Origin of the sequence: Acetobacter sp. DmW_136 (genome assembly GCF_008690365.1) — a bacterium.
GTDB classification, from domain to species: Bacteria; Pseudomonadota; Alphaproteobacteria; order Acetobacterales; family Acetobacteraceae; genus Acetobacter; species Acetobacter oryzifermentans.
Genome location: NZ_VHON01000037.1, coordinates 144,978 through 166,413, shown reverse-complemented (window position 1 = coordinate 166,413; position 21,436 = coordinate 144,978). Strand labels below are relative to the sequence as shown.

General features: G+C 55.0%; 15 protein-coding genes. 8 read left to right on the top strand and 7 right to left on the bottom strand.

Going from position 1 to position 21,436, the window contains the following annotated elements; genetic code table 11:
- The first annotated feature begins 283 nt into the window (after window positions 1-283).
- Window positions 284-2,011 (top strand): Hint domain-containing protein, encoded by a 1,728-nt coding sequence (locus FKW31_RS12815; protein WP_238332836.1) that lies wholly within the window; start codon window positions 284-286, stop codon window positions 2,009-2,011.
- Between the two features lie 96 nt (window positions 2,012-2,107).
- On the opposite strand, the gene FKW31_RS12810 is transcribed toward FKW31_RS12815, so the two are convergent.
- Both FKW31_RS12810 and FKW31_RS12805 read right to left on the bottom strand, forming a co-directional pair.
- The gene (locus tag FKW31_RS12810) at window positions 2,108-2,695 is read right to left on the bottom strand and encodes a hypothetical protein (RefSeq protein WP_006117110.1); all 588 of its coding nucleotides are present in this window, start codon (window positions 2,693-2,695) and stop codon (window positions 2,108-2,110) included.
- Between the two features lie 142 nt (window positions 2,696-2,837).
- The gene (locus FKW31_RS12805; protein ID WP_150178730.1) at window positions 2,838-5,288 is read right to left on the bottom strand and encodes a TonB-dependent receptor; all 2,451 of its coding nucleotides are present in this window, start codon (window positions 5,286-5,288) and stop codon (window positions 2,838-2,840) included.
- A 136-nt stretch (window positions 5,289-5,424) separates the two neighbouring features.
- Here FKW31_RS12805 and FKW31_RS12800 point away from each other — a divergent pair, with 136 nt between their 5' ends.
- Together FKW31_RS12800 and FKW31_RS12795 are read left to right on the top strand one after the other, a co-directional pair.
- Window positions 5,425-7,620 carry a M13 family metallopeptidase gene (locus FKW31_RS12800; protein ID WP_150178729.1) on the top strand — a complete coding sequence of 732 codons (2,196 nt, stop codon included), beginning with the start codon at window positions 5,425-5,427 and terminating at the stop codon, window positions 7,618-7,620.
- A gap of 124 nt (window positions 7,621-7,744) precedes the next feature.
- Window positions 7,745-8,950, top strand: coding sequence for an energy transducer TonB (locus tag FKW31_RS12795; protein ID WP_035354184.1), 1,206 nt, complete (start codon window positions 7,745-7,747; stop codon window positions 8,948-8,950).
- A gap of 223 nt (window positions 8,951-9,173) precedes the next feature.
- Here the strand turns inward: FKW31_RS12795 and FKW31_RS12790 are convergent, their stop codons facing one another.
- Window positions 9,174-10,868, bottom strand: coding sequence for a Hint domain-containing protein (locus FKW31_RS12790; protein ID WP_150178728.1), 1,695 nt, complete (start codon window positions 10,866-10,868; stop codon window positions 9,174-9,176).
- A 317-nt stretch (window positions 10,869-11,185) separates the two neighbouring features.
- Here FKW31_RS12790 and FKW31_RS12785 point away from each other — a divergent pair, with 317 nt between their 5' ends.
- The 3 genes from FKW31_RS12785 (at window position 11,186) to FKW31_RS12775 (ending at window position 13,138) form a co-directional block, all read left to right on the top strand.
- Entirely contained in the window at window positions 11,186-11,626 is a 441-nt protein-coding gene (locus tag FKW31_RS12785; protein ID WP_006117106.1) for an acyl-CoA thioesterase, read from the top strand.
- A gap of 234 nt (window positions 11,627-11,860) precedes the next feature.
- The gene (locus tag FKW31_RS12780; protein ID WP_063353656.1) at window positions 11,861-12,685 is read left to right on the top strand and encodes a ferritin-like domain-containing protein; all 825 of its coding nucleotides are present in this window, start codon (window positions 11,861-11,863) and stop codon (window positions 12,683-12,685) included.
- A 69-nt stretch (window positions 12,686-12,754) separates the two neighbouring features.
- Window positions 12,755-13,138, top strand: a complete 384-nt coding sequence (locus FKW31_RS12775) for a VOC family protein (RefSeq protein WP_150178727.1) — start codon at window positions 12,755-12,757, stop codon at window positions 13,136-13,138.
- Window positions 13,139-13,280: 142 nt separating this feature from the next.
- Here FKW31_RS12775 and FKW31_RS12770 read toward each other — a convergent pair whose 3' ends face one another.
- The 4 genes from FKW31_RS12770 to FKW31_RS12755 form a co-directional block, all read right to left on the bottom strand.
- Window positions 13,281-17,732 (bottom strand): Hint domain-containing protein, encoded by a 4,452-nt coding sequence (locus FKW31_RS12770; RefSeq protein WP_150178726.1) that lies wholly within the window; start codon window positions 17,730-17,732, stop codon window positions 13,281-13,283.
- A 104-nt stretch (window positions 17,733-17,836) separates the two neighbouring features.
- Window positions 17,837-18,271, bottom strand: coding sequence for a fluoride efflux transporter CrcB (crcB, locus tag FKW31_RS12765; RefSeq protein ID WP_150178725.1), 435 nt, complete (start codon window positions 18,269-18,271; stop codon window positions 17,837-17,839).
- Window positions 18,272-18,280: 9 nt separating this feature from the next.
- Window positions 18,281-19,051: an SDR family NAD(P)-dependent oxidoreductase gene (locus FKW31_RS12760; RefSeq protein WP_150178724.1), complete on the bottom strand. Its 771-nt coding sequence runs from the start codon at window positions 19,049-19,051 to the stop codon at window positions 18,281-18,283.
- 149 nt (window positions 19,052-19,200) lie between these two features.
- Window positions 19,201-19,710: an Rrf2 family transcriptional regulator gene (locus tag FKW31_RS12755; RefSeq protein ID WP_150178723.1), complete on the bottom strand. Its 510-nt coding sequence runs from the start codon at window positions 19,708-19,710 to the stop codon at window positions 19,201-19,203.
- Window positions 19,711-19,790: 80 nt separating this feature from the next.
- On the opposite strand from FKW31_RS12755, the gene FKW31_RS12750 reads away from it, so the two are divergent.
- Both FKW31_RS12750 and purU read left to right on the top strand, forming a co-directional pair.
- Complete coding sequence (locus FKW31_RS12750) at window positions 19,791-20,165, top strand: DUF488 domain-containing protein (protein WP_150178722.1); 375 nt, start codon at window positions 19,791-19,793, stop codon at window positions 20,163-20,165.
- A gap of 422 nt (window positions 20,166-20,587) precedes the next feature.
- Window positions 20,588-21,433 (top strand): formyltetrahydrofolate deformylase, encoded by an 846-nt coding sequence (purU, locus tag FKW31_RS12745; protein WP_089178672.1) that lies wholly within the window; start codon window positions 20,588-20,590, stop codon window positions 21,431-21,433.
- Window positions 21,434-21,436: the final 3 nt, after the last annotated feature.

Sequence of the window (21,436 nt, the reverse complement as noted above, 5' to 3'; positions counted from 1 at the left end):
ACTTTAAATACACGTAAACTTATTTGAAATAAATACTTATAAAATATAATTTAATCTCATTTATTTGTTAAAATATTAGCAATAGACATCAAAACGTTAACTTAATTATACTATATCTATAAAATATATAATTTTATATTTACATTTATAAAATAAAATAATTACCACAATAAATTTTTCTAAAAACATTATGTATTACTGCCCCTTTATATATTTAAAAATGCTTGCAGAATCTTATCGTGAGTTTATATGTTGCGAATTATATAACTTTTTAGGGCAACTTATGACAACCGATACATGGACAGGCACCGCAGGTGATAGCAACTGGAACAACGCAGCTAACTGGTCTAACGGCGTCCCAGGTTCAGATTCGGATGTTGTCATCGACACAAATGCCACGCAAAACCAGACAATCAACATTCCATCTGCGGTTGAAATCTCCAGCCTGACCATTACAGGTGATACAAATATTGCGTTGAACAATTACACCGGAGATTCTTCGCAACGCGTTGGCTTTACTGTTGATAACAATATCAGCATGGATGATTACAGTGGCACGCTTCGGGTCAACTCTCTGTATGTGATAAGCTATGGAGATATGACGGGCGGCACCGTTCTGATTGATAACTCTACCGTGCAGCCTTCAGGCAGTTTTACGTCTGTTGCGTCTTTCTGGCCAACACCCAACAATGGCAACACCAATTATCTTAATCTTTCGGGGGCGCAAAACACTGTTCCCTCCGTTATTAACTTTTCCAGTTACGATGCCATCACTTTTGGCAGCCGCCAATCTTCCGATGGTAGCGCGGGCATCCATATCAAATGGGTTCCTTTGGGCAATAACACCTACAAAGTTGTTAACGCCGCAAATGCAGATGATGTTCTGGTAGATTCCCTTACCTTTGTAGATGGAGAATCCCCCGATAAAATCGGCTATGATGGTGATACCGCAACTATCGACTGCTTTCTTGCAGGCGCCCTGATTGAAACACCACAAGGCCCGCGCGCCATTGAAGATATTCAGATTGGCGATGCTGTTTTTGTCTATTCAGATGGTGCAAGAAAAGTCAGCCGCGTCACATGGGCTGGTCATGCCCCGGCAAAGGCAAACACCGCCCTTACGCAGGATGAGGCAGGCTACCCCATCCGCATTGTTGCCAATGCGTTGGCTGAGCATGTACCCAGCACAGATCTGCTGATCACACCAGAACATTGCCTGTTCTTTCATGGCAAGTTTGTACCAGCACGCATGCTGGTGAATGGCAGTTCCATTTTCTATGATACATCCATTGTATCTTACGAATATTACCACATTGAAACCGCAGAACACACCATCATCATGGCAAATGGTGTGCTGACGGAAAGCTATCTGGATACGGGCAACCGCGCATCCTTCCAGCAGAATGGTAGCGTTGTTATGCTGGGGCGCGCGCCCACCAAAAGCTGGGAGCACGATGCCGCAGCGCCTTTATGCATAGATCGTACTTTTGTGGAGCCTCTGTTTCACGCGCTCTCCTATCGTACAAACAACATTGCCGGATGCCATGTATCTGCAAGAAATGTTGAAACAACCACCAACCCCAACCTGCACCTTGTTACGCAGTCCGGGGCTATTGTGCACCCTGCGCGCCACACCACGTGCCAGTACAGCTTTATGCTGCCACCTAACACACAATCCGTACGCATTGTTTCTCGCGCCAGCCGCCCGGTAGATATTATTGGCCCGTTTGTGAATGACCGCCGCTATCTGGGCATTGCCATTGCAAACATACACCTTCTGTGCGCCGAAGATGTGCATAATATTAACGTGCACCTTCAGGCAGAAAAACCCGCAGGTTGGTACGCTGAGGAAGCCGCAGGCTGCGCATGGACAGATGGAGATGCCCTGCTGCCTCTGGATGGATACCTTACCGATGGCAAAATTGGCATGCTGTCCATTACCGTACAGGCAGGTGGCCCCTATGTTATGGAAAACCACCAAAAGGCAGAAACACACACACGCTCTGCCTGATGTTAATCTGTACGCATGGCGTATATAAGCGGGCCCTTATCTCCCCTGTAGCAGATAAGGGCTTGCGGCTTTTAACGGGTCGGCTTTGGCCATAAGCTAATTCAGCACATGGCCATTTGCCACTTTTGTTACAAAGTCATTGCCAATCTGGGCTACGGCTTTTTCACTCGCCTGCATCATGGCGTGTTTAAGCGCCCCGCAGCTTCCGGCCACCGTGTTGCTGCCCTGCCCGGTAATTGGCACCACCTGCACCGGCTGGCCCTGTGCGTTCAGCACCTGCACAGTGCCTTTTAGGGTGGTATCCACCGTGTATTTGTTATCCCACAGGCCCGGTTTAACGCTTACCTGCTCATCCGCTGTTTGCAGGGAAAGGGCCATTGTATAACCGCGTGTTTCTGGGGTTTCCTGCTGCGCATGGGCAAAGCTGGAGCGAATGGCCTGCTGCAACCGCTCCTCTGCAGAAGCCCCTAAATTTGTGGTGTAATTTATGCCAAGGCTGCACGCTATTTGCGCATTCTGCTTGGCAAAGCCCGGCGCAAAACTATAGGCCACCGGCGTTTGCACCAAATGCTGCACCGGCAGATCCTGAATAGGAAAGGAGGCCTCGTTAAGGGCAATGCGAGAACTGCACGCCCCTAAAAGCACCGCCAAAGCAATCAGGCACGCACCGTTTTTACCGGCCATAACCAGACCTCCGTTTCAAAAACAAGAACGGAGGCAATACAAGCAGCGTTACCCGTAAATAAGAAATAGATTTTTAGTGACCAGTTCCGCCCTATTTCTCTCAAAAACGTGAATCACGCGCTTGTTATACTTGATTTAATACTTAAAATCCGCAGGAAACCCGCCCACCAATAAAGCGTGGCTCACCGGGAATATAGAAATACGTGGTGGTGGCCATACCGCCGCTTTCTGCGTAGCGTTTATCCAGAATGTTGCGGGCGTAAAGCGTGGCTTCCCACTTGCCCGAAGGCGGGCGGAACGTTACGTGCGCCCCCAGTAAAAAATAAGATGGCAAGCGCTGATACCCCGTGCCGCCCACCACAATGGCCTGACTGCCCCGGTATTGCCAATCCGGCCCAAAATCCAGCCGATACCCTTTGCCCAAGGGCTGCCGCCACATGGCCTCACCATTCAATGTGAGTTTGGGGGAACCATTATCCACCCCGGCAAAGTTACGCTCTATTGCTTTCCATGTGCCGTGCTGGGCGTAATAGGCGTTGGTGGCGGGGCGATCCACATTGGGGAAGTTCTGAAAATCCCCGCGCTGCCAGCCAATGTTTTGCATAATGTGCAAACGGCTTATGGGGTTGGCCTCCAACGTGGCCTCAAAACCCCAGCTTTCAGATTTAGGGGCGTTTGTAATTTCGCTTAACGGGCCGTAATTGGGAATCAGCACCGTGCCCACAACCTGCTGGTTGTGGTAATCATTATAAAACGCCGCACCGTTAATGCGCAAACGGTTGGGTATGGGGTCTGATTTAAAGCCCAGCTCGTATGTTAGCACCGTTTCGGGGTGAAAGGGGTCTAGCTGCGCCTGCACCTGCGTATTGTTGGCCGTAAAGCCACCGGGCTTAAAGCCCTTGCTCATTTTGTAATACAGCATGGCATTGGGCACGAACTGCCATGAAACCCCCACCTGCCCCGCAAACTGGTTGGAGGCCGTGTTTTCTGCGTGGAAGTTATGCGTAGCCCCGCCAAATATCTGCGATGTCAGGCCCGTTATGCCGCGATCATCCAGTTCATGCAGCAGCCCCGCCCAGATGGTAACGTTATGCGGCAGCCGGTAGCTGACATGCCCAAATTCCGAAACGCTCTGCTGGTTCTGCCCGAAGGAGGTGGACATCATATACCCACGCGCGGCGTAATCTGTGTAGTTAAAGAAGAAGCGCTGGTTCATCTGGCTGCGCTGATAATACCCGCCCACAACCCAGTTCAGCCGCCCACCAAGGGCAGAGCCGTTAAGCCGCGCTTCCTGCGTAAACACGTTGCCATCTATGGTGCGGTAGGTATCGGCCTCCTGCCGTGATGTGCCATCCTGATCCGTGTATTCTCCACGCCGTTCGGTTTCAAACGCGCTTACAGATGTAAATGTTACCGGCCCGAAATCGTGCATGATATGCACATCCGCGCCCCAGTACTGGTTGTGCTCGCTGGGTTTTAGCCCATCGCGGCGGCCTATCAGCTTGTCAAAGGTGGAATTGGAAGACCATTGCGCATCTGTTCCCATGCCGTAATCGGGCAGCGGGGTAGAGCCAATAATGCGGTGCACGGCTTGCGGGGTTACAACCTCGCTGTTGTCCTGCACAAAATGGCCGCCAAGCTGGATGGTGGTTTTATCATCCGGCCGCCAGCGCAGCTTGCCGCGAAGCGCCCATAAATCTGCATCCCCTAAATGGTCTCCATTTTCGGGGTCTCGCTGCCAGCCGCCGCCTTGGCGTGTTTGCCCCGCCAGCCGAAAATCCAGCCCCTTGGCCAATGGGCCAGAAACATAGGCCTCGCTCCGGCTGCGGGCGTAAGAGGCAATATCCTGCGATGCCCCAAAATGCCACGTATCTGTTGGGTCTGCCGTGCGCAAATGCACTTCCCCACCCGTGGTGGACTGTCCGTGCTCTGTGCCTACTGGGCCGGGGGTTACGCTGGCGCTGGCCAGATCAAACATCATGCCGTCTGTCATGGCGGCATAGGGGTAGGCAACATCGTCCACATAGGTCAGCACGGTGGGCATGTTGTTCTGGGTGAAATCATTAAACCCGGAACCACGCAGGTAAAAGTTGGTGGAGGCTGTGCCGTTGATGCTTTGCATCGTTAAGTTGGGGGCTACGTGCTCCAGCCCGCGCAGGGTGGTAATATCGCGGTTGCGCAACAGCTCCGCCGTAAGATGCGTGGTGGCATCTGGCTCATGCTGGGCAGATTGAAACATGTAATCGTAGCGGTGGGCGTTTACCTGCACAGATGTACTACTGCGCGCTTCCACCGCCGCAGGTGGGGCTACGTGGTGCCCCCGGCCTACACCCCTAACAGGCCGCCCATGTGCATGCGGGGGTGTATGTGCTGCTTTGGGCTGGGCAGCCTGCGCCATAATGGGCCACAAACCCAGCGCCATAATGCTGGCACAGCGCAAAACACGGCGCGCCCGATGCGCCGCAACACGCACGCGTTGTTGCTGTGGCCCCCACCATATGGCGGCATGCTGCCTGTATTTTGCTCGGCCAGAAATAACGCCATACCCCTTGCTTGTGTGCACCCGCGGGCCGCCGCATAACGTGCAACGCATAACATTTATGTGTGTTTCAGCCCCCTAATGCGGGGGATGCCTGCAAGATGCAAGCACACATACAGGGCTGGCAGAAAAATTCATTCTCGTAGGGCCTGCTAACATTGCCCTTACTGCACGGGGTAGGCAGCCTTCCATGCCAAGGCTAAGGTGGGGCAGAATATTCTTTGTTTCCGAACACTCTGAGAGGTGGGGCTTGCCCCACGCATCAGACCCAGAAGAAAGAAAGCGGAGACTCCATTTGTCCAATTTCCTCTCCCGTTCCTCCCTGCGTGGCGCATTGTTGCTTTCTGCCGCCCTTGTTGGCGCCACTGCCAGTGCCCCCGCACATGCTGCGCCATCTGCCCCCACAGCGCAGCCAGTCCCCGCCAGCTTTGGTGCGTGGGGCGTAGATCTGGAAGGCCGGGACTTAAGCGTAAAACCGGGGAATGACTTTTTCCGCTACGCCAACGGCACCTATCTGGACCACCTGCAAATTCCCGCAGATATGACAAGCTATGGCCCCTTCAACGCGCTGGCCGAGCTTTCCCGCACACGGGTACAGGATATTCTGAACGATCTTTCCGCCCATCCGGTGGAAAACCCACGGAGTATTGAAGAAAAGCTGGGCACCTTTTACGCCTCCTATATGGATGAGGCAGCCGTAGAAAGCCTTGGCAGCCGCCCGCTTAAGGAAGATCTGGACGCCATTCGCGCCATTAAAACGCCTTCTGATCTGGCAGCCCTTACAGGCTCCTGCCCCGGCAACTTCCAGTTCTCACCGTTTTCTCTGGGTATCAACCCGGATGCAAAAGACCCCACACGCTATGCGCTTAATCTGGATCAGGCCGGGCTGGGGCTGCCAGACCGCGATTATTACCTGAAGCCGGAATTCGCCAGCAAGAAAAAGGCCTATCAGGCTTATGTAGAAAAGGCGCTAACACTGGCAGACTGGCCAGAACCCGCAAAAGCCGCCACAGCTATTGTTACGTTTGAAACACGCCTAGCCAAAGCCCATTGGGCGCGTGAAACCCTGCGCGACCCGCAAAAAACCTACAACCCGATGACGGTGGCAGACCTGGCCAAAAACGCGCCGGGGTTTGAATGGTCTATCTGGCTCTCTGCCGCGGGCCTGCCCGAACAGGGGCTGGACAAGCGCGTGCTGATTGTGGGCGAACCCTCCGCCATTACGGAAGAAGCCCGCGTGGTGGCCGATACGGATATGGATACGCTGCGGGCATGGCTGGCCGCGCATCTGGTAGAAAACGCCACATCCTACCTGCCAGATCGGTTTGAGCAGGCGCGTTTTGCGCTTACCAAATCCCTTACCGGCCAGCCCTCTCTGCCTGCACGGTGGAAGCGCGGCGTGCAGGCCACCAGCTCCGCCATGGGTATGGCGCTGGGCAAGGTGTATGTGCAGCGTTACTTCCCGCCAGAAAACCGCGCCACCATGCAAAAGCTGACCACGGATTTGAAAGACGCCTTCCGCATCCGCCTGCGCAACAATACGTGGATGAGCCCTTCCACCAAGCAGGCCGCGCTGCGCAAGCTTGAAAACTTTGAAGTTCAGGTAGGCTACCCCAATAAATGGCGCGATTATGCCAGCCTTGAGGTGCATAAGGGCGATGTGTACGGCAATGCCCGCAACGGCGTGGCGTATGAATGGCGCTACTGGCTGGCACGGCTAGACCAGCCGGTAGACCGTGATGAATGGGACATGACACCCCAAACCGTAAACGCCTACAACAACCCGCTGTTTGATCAGGTTGTGTTCCCCGCTGCCATTCTGCAACCGCCATTCTTCAACCCCAAGGCAGATATGGCCGTAAATTACGGGGCCATTGGCGGCGTGATCGGCCATGAAATGACCCATTCCTTTGATGATGAAGGCCGCCAGTTTGATGAACACGGCCGCCTGCATGATTGGTGGACAAAGGAAGATGCCGCCCGGTTTCAAAAACTGGCAGACCGGCTTGGCGCACAGTTTGATGCGTTTGAGGTGCTGCCCGGCGTACACGTAAACGGCAAGCTGACAATGGGTGAAAACATTGCCGATCTGGGCGGGCTTACGCTGGCGCTAGATGCGTATCATGCCGCACTTAAAGGCAAGCCCGCGCCCGAACTGGATGGCCTAACGGGGGATCAGCGCGTGTTCCTTGGCTGGGCGCAGGTCTGGCGTGAAAAACTGCGCGAAGAAACCATCCGCCGCTTGGTGGTGACAGATCCGCACTCCCCCCCGCAGGCGCGGGTGAACATGCCCATGCACAATATTGATGCGTGGTACGAGGCGTGGAAGGTGCAGCCCACAGATAAGCTCTACCTTGCGCCAGATCAGCGCGTAAAAATCTGGTAACGCTATCTCTGCCCCACACCGTATGGCCCATGCATGTGCTAGGCCCATACGGTGTGGCAAACTTCGTGCAAACTTCTCTCTGGCACCACAGCAGCAGCCATGACACAATACGCACCACACTGGCATGGGGCCGGTATGCGTAAACCCTGCGGAACAGGTGGAGAATAACGGGCGGGTCATGATCGACAGGTTCAGTTCTTCCCGCCATCCTGCCAGACAGGAACCCCGGCTGCTGCCCGACAGCGGCACAAACGCTGCGGAAAACCCCGCCAGCCAGCGCACATCCCAACCGGATACGGAAGATGTGCGCGCACGGCTTTTTCCCGCAGCACCTGTACCGCGCACACGCGGCGTTAACGTACGCGGCACCTCTACCCCGCTTATCCGCAAGGAAATATACGCAGATCCCACATTGGGGCCTGTGCTTACGGCCTCTTTTCTCGCACATGTACTGCTGCTGGCCGCCTTGTTGTATAAGGCCACGCACCATCAGCCCCAAGGCTCGCCCGATGCCGCCCAGCAATCCGCCGGGGTGGAAATGGTGTTTTCTCAACCGCAGGCTTCCAGCGGTATGGTGGGCGCACAATCCCCCGATGCCGGTGGCGGGAACGAGGCCAAACACGCCGCCCAAACCAGCAGCGAACCCCCGACCCCGGCAGATGCCGAACCCACGCCCACACCCCCGGCAGAGGAAGCGCCCTCCGCCCCCATTCTGCCGCCATCTGATGATGGGCTGCCCAAGCCGGTGGAAAATAAAACACAAACCAAACCCTCTCACCCGGTTACGGGCCACAAACCCAAAACGCCACAGCCTGCGCGCCCCACACCGCACGCCAAGCCAACGCCCCGGCCCAGCCACCACAAGCCCTCTCCGCTGGACCACCCAATGGATATGTCCTTTAACGAGGCCCCAGCCCCACGCCGCAAGCAGCGTGGCCGCCCCGGTGGTTCCAGCGCCCCGGTTGATCTTTCCATTGGCCCGATGGTGGAAAATGGTGAGCTGAACGCCCATTACGCATCGCGCACCACAGTGCATGGCGTGAGCAGTGATTACGCGGCAGAAATTGATGAATGGATCCAGCGCCACCTGTATTACCCGCCAGATGCGGCAGAACGAGGGGATGAAGGCCCATCCTCGGTGCATGTTATTCTGGATCGCACGGGGCATGTGTTCAAAGTGTTCCTGACCAGCGGCTCTGGCTCCTCCGATCTGGATTCCGCAACAATAGGCATGTTCCACGGGGCGCAACTGCCACCCGTGCCGCCGGATATGAAAGATAAGTTCATTAACTTTGATGTGACGGTTAATTACATGCTCATCCGCAACTAACGCGGCAGTGCCTTACATTTTCATGCACCACGCGGGCCAGTATGGCTGCCCTTGCAAGGCTTTGTAGTGGGCACGCCGCATGGTGTGGGGTCTGCACGCCGCACAAAAAACCCAAAGCCAATAAAAAAACGGGGCTCCGGCTTGCACAAAAGCAGCCGATACCCCGTTTTTTAACGTGTAGAGCAGGGTGTTTTCAAACCACCCCACTTTTTATACCAAACCTTCAGGCCGTTTTGGCAAGCCGATGTGCTGGCGTGTCTGATGCCAGATACGGGCCAGCAGCCAATACCTGCATGCTTAGCATACGCAGGCCAGATGTTGATTGGCTTTCCAGATCCAGCATGGCGTTGCCATTTGTCCAGCGGGCTGCGCCACCGTGTTCCAGAACGTACCAGCCGGGGATATCTTCATTTTGTAAATGCGTTGAAATTTCCTGCATATTTTGGGTATCACACAGGGTTACCTGCCCAATGGCCACACCCAATTTGCGCCGGTCATCTACAAACGGGCCTTCTACATCACACGGGCGGCTTGCGCGGGAGACAATCTGCACGCTTTGCACATTTTCTGGCAGCATAAAGGTATAATACCCATCCTGCACCTTTATGGCCCGAATACGCTTGCCAGTGTTGGTTTGCAGGCAGATATCCGGGTCTGTCAGCAACTCACGCGGGGCAGGCTGTGCAGGGGCATGCCCCAAAGCGTTATCCCTGTTTGCAATTTTTTCAAACAAAGGCTGCACAAATTCTTTTTGCGTGCACAAAGGGGCTGCGGCATTTACAGACCAATTGCGCGGTTTGCTGCCAATGCTGGCCAGCACAATGCCAGAACTGCGGAAGCTGGTACGATTGCCCGTATCCAGGTAGCTTTCGCTCAGCACACCATCCGCCATGATAACAGCATGTTCGGGCGTTTCTATGTGGTAATAGGTGTAGGATGTAAACGTACGATCGTAAAAAATGCTGCTGCCATTTACAAGCATACGCACCGGCACAAAGCGCCCATCAAAATACAGGCAGTGTTCGGGCGTTACCAGCATATCCTTGTAAGGCACGCCATCTGCTATGGCATCCTGCACAATACGCACGGGGTATCCGGCCTCATCATCCGCCAAGGTGGGGTTTACCGTAGCCTGTGCATGGCCTGCCCATACAATCTGGCGGGGTTCTGCTTCACCCCTTCCATAAGCCAGCACGGCATCACCCACGCGCAGGTCTTCTACCGCTACATCACCATTGGGGGTGCGGATCATGCTGCCAGCCAGATAGCAGATAAGAATACCGCCCGTGCCATCCGGGTTGGAGGTGTTTGTCCATTCCTTGGGAATATACCATGTTAATCCAAATGGGTTGCCAGAAACCTTAATGCTTGGGCCAAGCGATACGTCAATAACGTTAAGAATATTCAGATCCAGCCCCACCGTGGTGGTGTTTGTGAGTGGATCATAATACCCCCACACATTGGAGGAATCCGGAAAATCTACCGTAAAGTTTGGGGGAACGGTGCTTGTTGTTTTACCGTTTGAATCAATAAACGTGACCACGTTGGAAAGTACACCCACACCAACGCCTGCACTATCCACCTTGATGTTGCCGCCATCTGGCCCAACATTGATAGAACTTAGCACATTGGCGGAAATAATATTTCCCCCCAGTTCCAGCGTGCCACCATCTACCGTAATATTTTTAATGGCCCCAACAGATGCCAGGCCGCCACCCGCCACCACTGTTGCACCGTTTTCCACCACAATGCGGCTGAGCGCCTGCACATCGGCAATATTACTCAGGTTTACCACCACGGGGTCTCCCGCCGGGGTGCCAGCATCCCGCGTGACCAGAATGTTGCCAGTTACGTTAAGGTTAAGCAGATCCTCAACAGAGTAATCTATAACCTTGTCAAACAGTAGATTGATGGCCATGGCCAACGGGTCCTTTTGCATGAATAAAGCCCCGGTTAATTATTTATTAAGCATTAACGCGGGACGTTATTTATTTTTATTTTAAATTCCTTTATAAACAGTAAACGTTTTGAAAAATTTTACATTGCCGTCGCACAGAGCCCGCACGCGCCAGCCAAACCGCCCCCGCGTTACGCTCAAGGCAGGTTTGATCACGAAAAACTGAAGCTGCACCCCGCCATGTTTACGCGCTATCCTGCTGGCAATGCTTTCGTGCAGGGCGGCTCTCTTCCCTGCAAGTCAGAACATAAGGCCCTTGCCAGAAGGAACAGTACTGCATGCCCCGTTCAGATAACTCGCAAATCCCAACCGATATCCCCACCATCCGCGTGGTGGCCATGCCCACAGATACCAACCCGGCGGGAGACGTGTTTGGGGGGTGGATTGTTTCTCAGATGGATCTTGCAGCGGGCACCACGGCAGCTTTTCGGGCCAATGGGCGGTGTGCCACCATTGCCATCAACAGCCTTGTGTTTATGGAACCCGTGGTGGTGGGGGATGAGGTGAGCATCTACACCCGCATTATCCGCGCGGGCCGCACATCGCTTACCATTCATGTAGAAACATGGCGCCGCGCCCGCCACACGCATCTGACATCCAAGGTAACGGAAGGCGAATTTATTTTTGTGGCGCTGGATGAAAACCGCCGCCCCCGCCCGCTTCCGCCCGCGCAGCCGGGTGATGAGCTGCCAGAAATTGTGCCCCCCAACGCAGGCTAAAACAGCACGCAGCACCTTTATAAGCCCCTGCCGCGTTATAGTAAGGCAGCCAGAACACACCTTGGGTGTTATCTGGCTGTAGGGCCTTTTTTCAGCTTTTCACGCCAAGGCCGGATGGTCTAGAAATCCGGCCATCAGGTTTTTTCATGCCTTGGCTCTGGCGCAAACCCAACCTGCACGGCATATAAACCACGCACACGCGTAAACAAAGGCAGGAAAGGGAGGCCCGGGCTTATGAAACACTGGCAGATCGACCAACTGCCTTGGGATCAGTTTGATCCCTCTAAAGTAGATCCGCAATTGGTGCCTGCCATCAAGGCGGCCTCGGTGGTGGAACGCAACAGTGTGGATTACGCGCTGTACCTTAATAATGTGTTCCGCGATGATCCGGACTTTAGAGAAGCAGCAGACCACTGGGCCATAGAAGAAGTGCAGCATGGTGATGCACTGGGCCGTTGGGCCATGCTGGCAGACCCTACGTGGGATTACCACGCCGCCTTTGAGCGCTACCGGGATTTTTACCAGATTCCGCTGGAAGTGGAGCAATCTGTCCGTGGCTCCCGCACGGGGGAGCTGATTGCCCGATGTATGGTGGAAACAGGCACCTCCTCTTTTTATTCCGCACTGGCCGATGCTACGGAAGAACCCGTTTTAAAAGCCCTTTGTAAACAGATAGCCGCGGATGAGTTCCGCCACTTCAAACTGTTTTACGACCACATGAACCGCTACCTAAAACGCGAAAAAATTGGCACGCTGCAACGCGCACGCATTGCCCTTGGCCGCGTAACGGAAAGCGAGGATGACGAACTGGCATCCGCCTACCACACCACCAATGACCCCGCAGATATGCCGTATGACCACACGCGCTGCATTGCGGCGTATATGTCCCGCGCCATGAAAAACTATCAGCCCCAGCATCTACGGCGCGTCACCAACATGGTGTTCAAAACCATTGGCGTTTCCCCCCACGGCAAATGGCAGAGCGCTGTGTTCTGGATTGCTGAAAAACTGTTTTTCAGCCGTCAGCGTAAATTTGCGCGCATTGCGGGCATAAGCTAAGCGGCCTTTCCCTCTTGCAAGCCGGCGCGTAAGGTTCGTTCCGTCATAACAGACGGAGATTTACATCTGATGTTTACGCATATTGTGGTGGGCAGCAACGATATTGCCCGTTCCAAAAAATTCTACGATGCTATTTTTGAAGCTATGGATATTCCCCCTTCAGAAATTCACCCCAATGGCCGCCTGGTTTACGCCAAGCACGGCCAGCGCTTTATAGTCACCAAGCCGCTGGACGGCAAACCCGCCACCCCCGCCAACGGTGGCACCATTGGGCTGGAAGCCGCTACAACCGCTATGGCCGACGCATGGCACAAAGCTGGTGTTGCCAATGGCGGACAGGCCATTGAAAACCCACCCGGCGTGCGCCAGACCCCCATGGGCCCGCTGTATCTGGCTTACCTGCGGGACCCGGATGGCAACAAGCTGTGCATTGGCTGCAAGGTTCCGGCCTAAGCCTAGCCCGTTGCGTTTAACCTTGGCGGAACACCCTTCCGCCGGGGGGTGAACACAAAAAAAGCTGCGTTCCGTTTTGCGGGCCGCAGCTTTTTTGTGCCAAATTTTATACTAAGTTCAAGGCTCTATGCTCATATGCTGCTTATCCAGCCTGCCGTGACATCTGCTGGGGGGCGCGTGCACCAATGGCGGTTGCCAAAGCCTGTTGCACCTGCTGAGCTGTAAAGCCTGCGCGCATAAAGGCCCGCCCGGCTCGGCTGGCCTTGCTGTTGGCACTGGCCTGCTGATGCAACTGTACAATGGCAGCAGCCAATGCATCTGCATCCTGCCCCACAAAAGCAGCCAGATCCTGCGGCAGTTCCAGCCCTTCTGCCGCTGCAGGGGAAAGCGCACAGGGCACCCCAGCGGCCAAACTATCCAGCACCTTGCCTTTTACACCTGCGCCAAAACGCAGCGGCGCAACGCTTAGGCGCACGCTATCAAACAGGGCCTGCAAATCCTGCACATGGCCCAGAATTTCTACACCATCACGCGCAAGGGCGCGCAGTTGGGCGGGCATACTGGCCCCGGCCAAAAGGCAGCGAATTTCCGGATTGGTGGCCCATACGCGTGGCATAATATCCTGCACCAGCCAGCGTGCGGCATCTGCATTGGGGGCGTGTGCGTAATTGCCCACAAACACCACACCATCACGCCGGGCAAACCCCGGAACACGCATGCGCACTGGCACATCCCACGGTGTAACCTGCACCCGCACTTGCGGCAGTTCACGCCGCAGCAGATCAGCCTCAACGGTAGAATGGGTCATTACCACATCGGCCAACAGCATAGCGCTGTATTCTGCCTGTTTTACGGTACGGGCACGGGCCATAAGTTCTGGCCGACCCTGCACCTGCGCCTGCCTGCCCAAACGCAGCCAGTGCAGATCGGCCAGCGCATACACAACCCGTGCCTTCGGCTGGTGCCGCCGTGCGAGCGCCGCATAGCGCGTGGCCGTATCCATGCGGTGCAGATACACCACATCAAAACTACCAGCCTGACGGCGCAGCACATCTTCTACCGATGAATAGAATGGCAACGTGCATACCGTAACTTCTGGCAGAACTTCCAGCGTGGCGGCCCCCTCCATCTGGTCTGCCGCAACAAGGCTGACATCATACCCCAACGCCACAAGTGCGCGCATATGAGACAGCACGGCATGAGACCCAGCATCCCGCCCGGTATCGGGGCGCAGTGTATCCACCACCAATGCCCGTTTGCGCACAGCCAGCGGCGCCACACCCTGCCCCCTGCGTGCACGAGCCGCGGCCAGATTGCGCATATCCTGCCCGCTTTGTGCACGTGCATGGGCCTGCGTAAGTTTTTCTACCTGCCCCAGTAAAAAGGAGAGCACCTGCGCCTGTTCAGCCTCGCCCATTGCGGCTGTAACCGCCTGCGCAATAGCCTGCTGCATTGTGGGATCAAACGCATCTACCGCTTCCAGCACATGCGGGGCACCCAGCAATGCGCCATCACTTTCACGCCGGATTTCCAATACATGCCGCGTAAAGGGGGAAAGACCTGTGGGGAGCAGCACATCAAACCCGCAGCGCTCTGTTGCACAGCCGCCAGCGCGGCGCACATCTGGCCGCAAACCGTTGGCCACAATGGAAGCCACAAGCTGCCCGTTATCCAGAATCTGCAAAGCTACGGGTTCATCCGGCATGGTGGGGCTGTGCGCCCAGCCTGCCACATGTTCACGGGTTGCGCAGTCCACATATCCAAGCAGCGGTGTTGCGGGGGTGCGGGCCAGAACGGCCTGCACGGGTTTGGCTGGGGCCAAATCCAGCATCCACGGGCTGTTGCCAAGGGCTGTATGGTCAGCCACGCGCTGCACTTCCAGCACATGCCTTTCATGCACGCTCAGGCCGCCGGGCACTTCAAACACAAAGCCAACGGCATCTTGCATATCGGCACGGGGCTGGTTGGCCACAACCTCGCCCAGCACTACGCCGCAATCCAGAATACGCAAGCGCACAGGGGCGCCGTTTTCCGGGTTCCGGGCCCATCCTGTCAGACGGGTGCGGGTTATCGTATCAATATAGCCTTCCAGCGGCCCCTGCGCGCGTGGCCACACGCCAGCACGGGCGTTCAACCGTTTCCGAATGGCCTCCAGCCGGGGGCCTTCTTCTACCCTTGGGGCGCAATATTGCGCAGGTTGTTTGGGGGCTGATGGATAAAGTGCCGCGTATTCCGCCGCATTGTGGAACATGCCGCGCGATTCATCATCCACAAAGGTTTCAGACCACGTGCCATTGGCAAAGATAACATCGTGGCTTTCCAGTTCGATATGGAAATACGCCACCTCATCCATCGCCTCTGCCTGCATGATGGATGTGCCATTCACCAGCGCCACAGCAGGCACCAGCACGTTATCCAGATACATGGCGTGAAGTGGAGAAACAGAGAGATCCTGCCGGGGCAGCCCCTCCGCCAAGGAACCTCGGCGGAAAATAACTGGCAGCACATCCGGGTTGCCTGCTGCAAACTGGCCAGAATACGCACGGCGGCCGATCCAGCGGATAGGCCGAAAACCATGTTCCAGCGTGCGCACCTGATCACCAATTTGCAGGTGTTCTACCGGCACTTCACCCCGATCTGTTTCTATCAGCGTGCCGCAGCAATAACAGGGGGTGCCATCTTCAATCTCGTAAATACCCTGATCATCCAGAACGCCCAGCTTATAATTGCCAGAACCACCCTCTATTTGCAGTGTTTCCGCCTGCCCCGTTTCCGAATTGGTGAACGTAAACGTATTGCCGCTTATGCCCATGTCACCATAAAATTGCGGAATCAGAATAGCTCCGTCCTGCAAGATATCATTTTGCAGGTTGGAGTTTTGGTTGAACTGAAGCGTAGCGCCAGAAACAATGGTGGTGTTGCTAAGCGTGGCATCACCCCCAACGTAAACAGAAACGGCGGTTTCCATTGTAACATGGTTGGCGCTGCCTAAATCAAGTTGCAGCGTAGCCCCGTTTTGCAGTGTTATATTTTGCAGGGTATCTTTGGCGTTCTGCACATTTTCCGAAACACCACTGCCCAGAATATCTGCTGTTTGGGCAACGGCACCTTCCAGAACAATAGAAGCGCCAGATGTATATGTATTGCTGGTAAGTGTTTGGTTAGACCCAAACACAATAACCGAGCCACCATTTACGGTGTTGTTTGAAAACTGCGTATCCTCACCATAGATGATTGCGCTGGTTTTGCTGGCAAATGTGTTGCTGGTAATTGTGGCTGGCGCAGCCTGTATGGATGAGGTGGTGCCTGAATAATGATAGATATCAGAGTTCTGGGCGCTGAGTAGGCTGCCATCTTGAAAGGTTTCCCCGCTCAGACTCCCGCCCGCAGCCAGAAGCTGTTCTTCCGAACCGGCTTCAAACGTCAGGCCGCTTGCACTGCCACCTTCTACGGTTACCAAAGCGCCGGATGTTACTGTAACATCCCCTGTAAGGGCGGCTCCACTTTTAACCCATAGGCTGGAAGCAACCTGTTCATCCCCATATATCCAGACCCCTCCGCCCACAGTCGCGTTTTGCAACGTGGTGCCGGATTCCATAGAGATATTCAAAGCCGGGATAGCGCCAGAAACAGTAGCAGGCCTGCCACCACTGATAGCGCCTTCCACCACTGCATTTCCATAAGCAGATATGGTGCTAACCGGGTCTGTGTAAGCGCTGGCATCTGCTGTGGCAACGGTTACGCCACTCAGAGTGCCGTTTAAAATAACATCTGTTTTGTTGCCCTCATGATTGGGGGCGGCAAGCGTTAAGGCATCAACTTCTGCGCCAGATGTTACATACATCATCAGCGTGGCGTTCTGCTCTGCTGGCAGGGTAGAAATATCTACACCAGAAAAAGGCTTGCCATCTGCTGTAACGTGCGTTTGCAGCACCACATCATCATCTGTGGCAACGGCATAACCCGGCAGCGCACCTGTTACAGCGCTTACATTGGCGCCATTTTCCGCCATGAAAAAACCACCGCTCTGGATTGTTTCATGCGAGACAGTGCCCCCTGAATCCACATATTCCATTGCGCCGGACTGTATGGTGTTACCAGAAAGAAGCCCGCCCGTTTCTGCTGCTTCTATATACCCACCCGCCAAAACATTTGCGCTGGTTACAATGCCGCCTGCCTCGGCAAATATGTTCCCGCCAGAAGAAACGGTGGCAGCACTAAGGTAGGCAGAGTTTTTAAACGTGCCGCCCTGATCATCCCCAACGGTAACAACCCCGGCACTTGCAATCTGCACATTTGTGGCGCTACCGCCTACATCCACGGTAAGTTGCGCGTTATTGCCTGCTGTTACGCCAGAAAGAACGCCGCCATTGTAAACCTCTACATAGCCATCGTTCATCTGCGTGTTCAGCGCAGAGCCATGCACGTCCAGTTCAGCAGGATCAAGGCTATCATCCTGATTATAGGCATTTGTAGGATCCAGCACTGTATTCACAACAGTGCCGCCTTTGGCAACATTTACAACTTCATTCGTGTTGATGATGTGCCCGGTTAGGGTCTGCCCGCTGGAAACGTTACGGGTTGAATCAGCCATCAGCGTGCATGCCTTTTCTTAAATACCCGGACAACCGGCAACATAAAAATTACAAACTCAACCCTATCGCATTTTGCCCCTTGAAAATAGAAGAAAAAATAGCCTCACACTTCTTCTTCCGTGTTGGTTTGCGCCACCAAAATGGCGTGGGAGTTCATGCGAGACGCCAGCATGTGCCCCATAGCCACCGCCCCGACAGAAAGTGCTACAGAAAGCACCACATTCACCAACGCACGGCCCCAGCCCCCAACCCGAATAAGATCCAGCGTTTGCAGGCTGAAGGAAGAAAACGTGGTGTACCCGCCGCATATGCCCAGCATAACAAACAGCCGCGTGGTTTCCGATACCGGATACCGGCCAGATGCCAGCGTAAGCGTGCCAAAAAAGCCGATAACAAAGGAGCCCACCATGTTAACGCCAATAATGGTGCCCCACGGAATATACCGGCTGATGGGTGCAGTAAGAACAGAAACAAAATAGCGCGCCAGTGTGCCCAGCGCGCCCCCGGCCATAACAATCAGGCAGGAATAAAAAGACATTCGTAAACCTTACTCCGTCATTGTGCGATCTACCGCCAAACCGGCAGAGGCCTGGCAGGTGGGCATCATTTCCACATGGTTGATGTTCACATGTGCAGGCAAGCTTAAAACCCATGCTACCGTTTGGGCAATATCTTCGGGCAAAAGCGGGTGCGTGCCTTTGTAAACATCCTCGGCCTTGGTGGCATCTCCCAACCGCACCTGGCTGAACTCACTGCCGCCGCACAGGCCGGGGGCAATGGTGGTGGCCCGCACCTGCTTGCCCAGCAGATCACTCCGCAAATTGCGCATGAACTGCTCAACAAACGCCTTGGAAGCCCCATATACGTTGGAACCGGGGTACGGATACGTGCCCGCCGTGCTGCCAAGGGCCACAACATGCCCCCAGTTACGCGCCACCATGCCGGGCAGCAATGCGCGCGTTATTTCCACCATGCCGGTTACGTTGGTGGCAATCATGCGCTGCCAGTCTTCCAGCTTGGTTTCCCACGCTTTTTCCAAGCCCAGCGCCAGCCCGGCGTTGTTCACCAGCACGTCCACCTCCTGCCAGCCTACGGGCAGGCTTTGCGGTAAGGCGGCAAGGGCTGGGGCGTCTGTCATATCCAGTTTAAAAGGCAGGATCTCGCCTTTGGCTTGGGCGGCCAGTTCCTCCAGCCGTCCCTGCCTGCGGCCTGTGGCAATAACGCGGTAGCCCTGCTGGGCCAAAAGCAGGGCAATGGCATGCCCAAATCCGGCGGTGGCGCCCGTTACCAAAACAGTTTGTGGTTGCTTGCGTGTCATACCCGTAGCCCTTTTTTGTGCATGAAACGGGGCGAGCCCCAAAGCAGAAAAGCCGCAGCAATGGGCGTGCGCCATGCTTTTCCGCTGTGCCTGCAACTGTAGGGCAAGGCGGGCCAAGTTTCAAAATCCCATCTTGGAGATGGCTGGCTTTAGGGGGTTACGGGGGCCTGCTGGTTGGCTTTGGCTTCCTGCAAAATCTGGCGTTCTGGCGTGTGCAACATATCGGCCAGCGTGCGGCTATCCAGCACCGCCATAAACGCATCCAGCGCCTCACCCAACGCGCCACGTAAATGGCAGGCACGGGCCAGCAGACATTCCGCACTGCCCGGCACACCGGGGGAAGGAGACATGCAGCTTACCAGCGCCATATCATCTTCCGTATGGCGCACCACATCGCCAATGCGAATATCCTCTGGCGCACGCCCCAGCATAAGCCCACCACCCCGGCCGCGCAGCGTATCTACAAACCCGCCCCGGCCCAGATGATGAATGATTTTAACCAAGTGGTTTTCGGAAATGCCATAAACCCGCGCAATCTCCTTTATGGAAACACGGCGGTTGGTATGCACGGCCAGATAAAGCAACGTGCGCAGGGCATAATCTGTGTGCAATGTCAGACGCATGAGGCCTTTTACACCATGAAAGGCAGGTATGCCCATTCATCTCTTTAAGATGCCTTAAAAACACATCTTAATTGAAACCCCAAAACCATAAACGTTCAGCATAAGCAGAGGCCACAATGCCCCATCAGCCCGATATCTGCATCCGCCGTGTATATGAAGACGCCCAGCCCGATGATGGTGCCCGCGTGCTGGTAGATAGGCTGTGGCCGCGCGGCGTGAGCAAAGAGCGCGCGCACCTTACCTTGTGGTTGAAAGACATTGCCCCCACCACCGCCCTGCGTGAATGGTTTGCGCATGACCCTGCCAAGTGGGAGGGCTTTTGCCAACGCTACACGGCAGAGCTGAACGCCAACCCGCAAGCTGTGCAGCAACTGGCCGATCTGGCCCGCAAAGGCCGCATAACCCTGCTGTTTGGCGCGCGGGATGAAGCACATAACGAGGCCGTGGTGCTGGCCGCCTATATGGCCGCGCATCTGGCCCACCGCGCCTGAAAAAACGCCCCCCTTGGGCATGAGAGAACAAAGCGGGAAACGCGGGAAAACACTATGGGCAAGCTGCCTTCCACAAATCTATCCACAGGCTTTTCCCGTGTTCTCTCCCCCTTTTCTGTGGATAAGATTTGTTACAAAGCCAGAGAATAAATGTTTAGAATCGGCTGTTTTCTGGGATTTTTAGGGATTCGTTATATGACAAGCGCAGAATTGGCTTGACCATAAAAAAACATCACGAGTCGGGCTTGCCACGATTCATCCACAGGCCATCCACACATTTCGCCCAACGCCCCACCGGTTATAAACAGGTGGCAACACAAGCTATTGCGCAGCCCCCTGTGCACTGGCACAAGATGAGGCCATTGCGCCCCTGCGCCCTTTAATCAGGCCCAGTAGAAGAACAAAGGAGCATACGCCACCGCATGCAGTTTATTCTTACTTTTTCCTGCCCGGATCAGCCCGGCATTGTTGCGGCTGTGACATCCGTTCTGGCGGAGCGAGGTGCGGACATAACCGAAACCCACCAGTTCAGCAACCGGGAATCTGGCACATTGTTCATGCGGCTGGCCTTTAATGCGCCCGCACCGGGGAATTTGGCAGAAATAAATACTATTCTGGCCCCCGTGGCCCAACGCTTTGACATGAAGATGCGCCTGCATGACGCCGCCGTGCTGCCGCGCATTATTATTATGGTGTCTCGCTTTGACCATGCGCTGCTTAACCTGCTGTATCAGGTGCGGGTGGGTTGGCTGAAGGCAGATATTGTAGCCATTGTTTCCAACCACACAGATAGCGCCGCCACGGCGGAACAGGCCGGAATTCCCTATTACTGCTGGCCCGTTACCAAGCAGAACAAGGCCGAGCAGGAAGATAAGCTGCGCGCCCTTATAAAGGAAACAAAGGCGGATCTGGTAGTGCTGGCCCGCTATATGCAGGTGCTTTCGGATTCGCTCAGTGCAGAATTAAGTGGCCGGGTGATTAACATCCACCACTCCTTCCTGCCCTCCTTCAAAGGGGCCAAGCCGTATCATCAGGCCTATGCGCGCGGGGTTAAGCTAATTGGCGCAACCGCCCATTACGTGACAGCGGATTTAGATGAAGGCCCGATTATCGAGCAGGAAACCGCACGCGTAACGCACAACCTCTCTGTGGAAGATTACATTGCCACGGGGCGCGGTGTAGAATCGCAAGTGCTGGCGCGGGCCGTAAAAATGCATGTTGAGCATCGGGTTATGATCAACGGCCACCGTACTGTGGTGTTTGGCTAAATA

What these genes read in the sequence shown, in the direction of transcription:
- FKW31_RS12815 (WP_238332836.1), top strand. Translation starts at nt 284, where the DNA reads ATGACAACCGATACATGGACAGGCACCGCAGGTGATAGCAACTGGAAC.
- FKW31_RS12810 (WP_006117110.1), bottom strand. Translation starts at nt 2,695, where the DNA reads ATGGCCGGTAAAAACGGTGCGTGCCTGATTGCTTTGGCGGTGCTTTTA.
- FKW31_RS12805 (WP_150178730.1), bottom strand. Translation starts at nt 5,288, where the DNA reads ATGCGTTGCACGTTATGCGGCGGCCCGCGGGTGCACACAAGCAAGGGG.
- FKW31_RS12800 (WP_150178729.1), top strand. Translation starts at nt 5,425, where the DNA reads ATGCCAAGGCTAAGGTGGGGCAGAATATTCTTTGTTTCCGAACACTCT.
- FKW31_RS12795 (WP_035354184.1), top strand. Translation starts at nt 7,745, where the DNA reads ATGGGGCCGGTATGCGTAAACCCTGCGGAACAGGTGGAGAATAACGGG.
- FKW31_RS12790 (WP_150178728.1), bottom strand. Translation starts at nt 10,868, where the DNA reads ATGGCCATCAATCTACTGTTTGACAAGGTTATAGATTACTCTGTTGAG.
- FKW31_RS12785 (WP_006117106.1), top strand. Translation starts at nt 11,186, where the DNA reads ATGCCCCGTTCAGATAACTCGCAAATCCCAACCGATATCCCCACCATC.
- FKW31_RS12780 (WP_063353656.1), top strand. Translation starts at nt 11,861, where the DNA reads ATGAAACACTGGCAGATCGACCAACTGCCTTGGGATCAGTTTGATCCC.
- FKW31_RS12775 (WP_150178727.1), top strand. Translation starts at nt 12,755, where the DNA reads ATGTTTACGCATATTGTGGTGGGCAGCAACGATATTGCCCGTTCCAAA.
- FKW31_RS12770 (WP_150178726.1), bottom strand. Translation starts at nt 17,732, where the DNA reads ATGGCTGATTCAACCCGTAACGTTTCCAGCGGGCAGACCCTAACCGGG.
- crcB (WP_150178725.1), bottom strand. Translation starts at nt 18,271, where the DNA reads ATGTCTTTTTATTCCTGCCTGATTGTTATGGCCGGGGGCGCGCTGGGC.
- FKW31_RS12760 (WP_150178724.1), bottom strand. Translation starts at nt 19,051, where the DNA reads ATGACACGCAAGCAACCACAAACTGTTTTGGTAACGGGCGCCACCGCC.
- FKW31_RS12755 (WP_150178723.1), bottom strand. Translation starts at nt 19,710, where the DNA reads ATGGGCATACCTGCCTTTCATGGTGTAAAAGGCCTCATGCGTCTGACA.
- FKW31_RS12750 (WP_150178722.1), top strand. Translation starts at nt 19,791, where the DNA reads ATGCCCCATCAGCCCGATATCTGCATCCGCCGTGTATATGAAGACGCC.
- purU (WP_089178672.1), top strand. Translation starts at nt 20,588, where the DNA reads ATGCAGTTTATTCTTACTTTTTCCTGCCCGGATCAGCCCGGCATTGTT.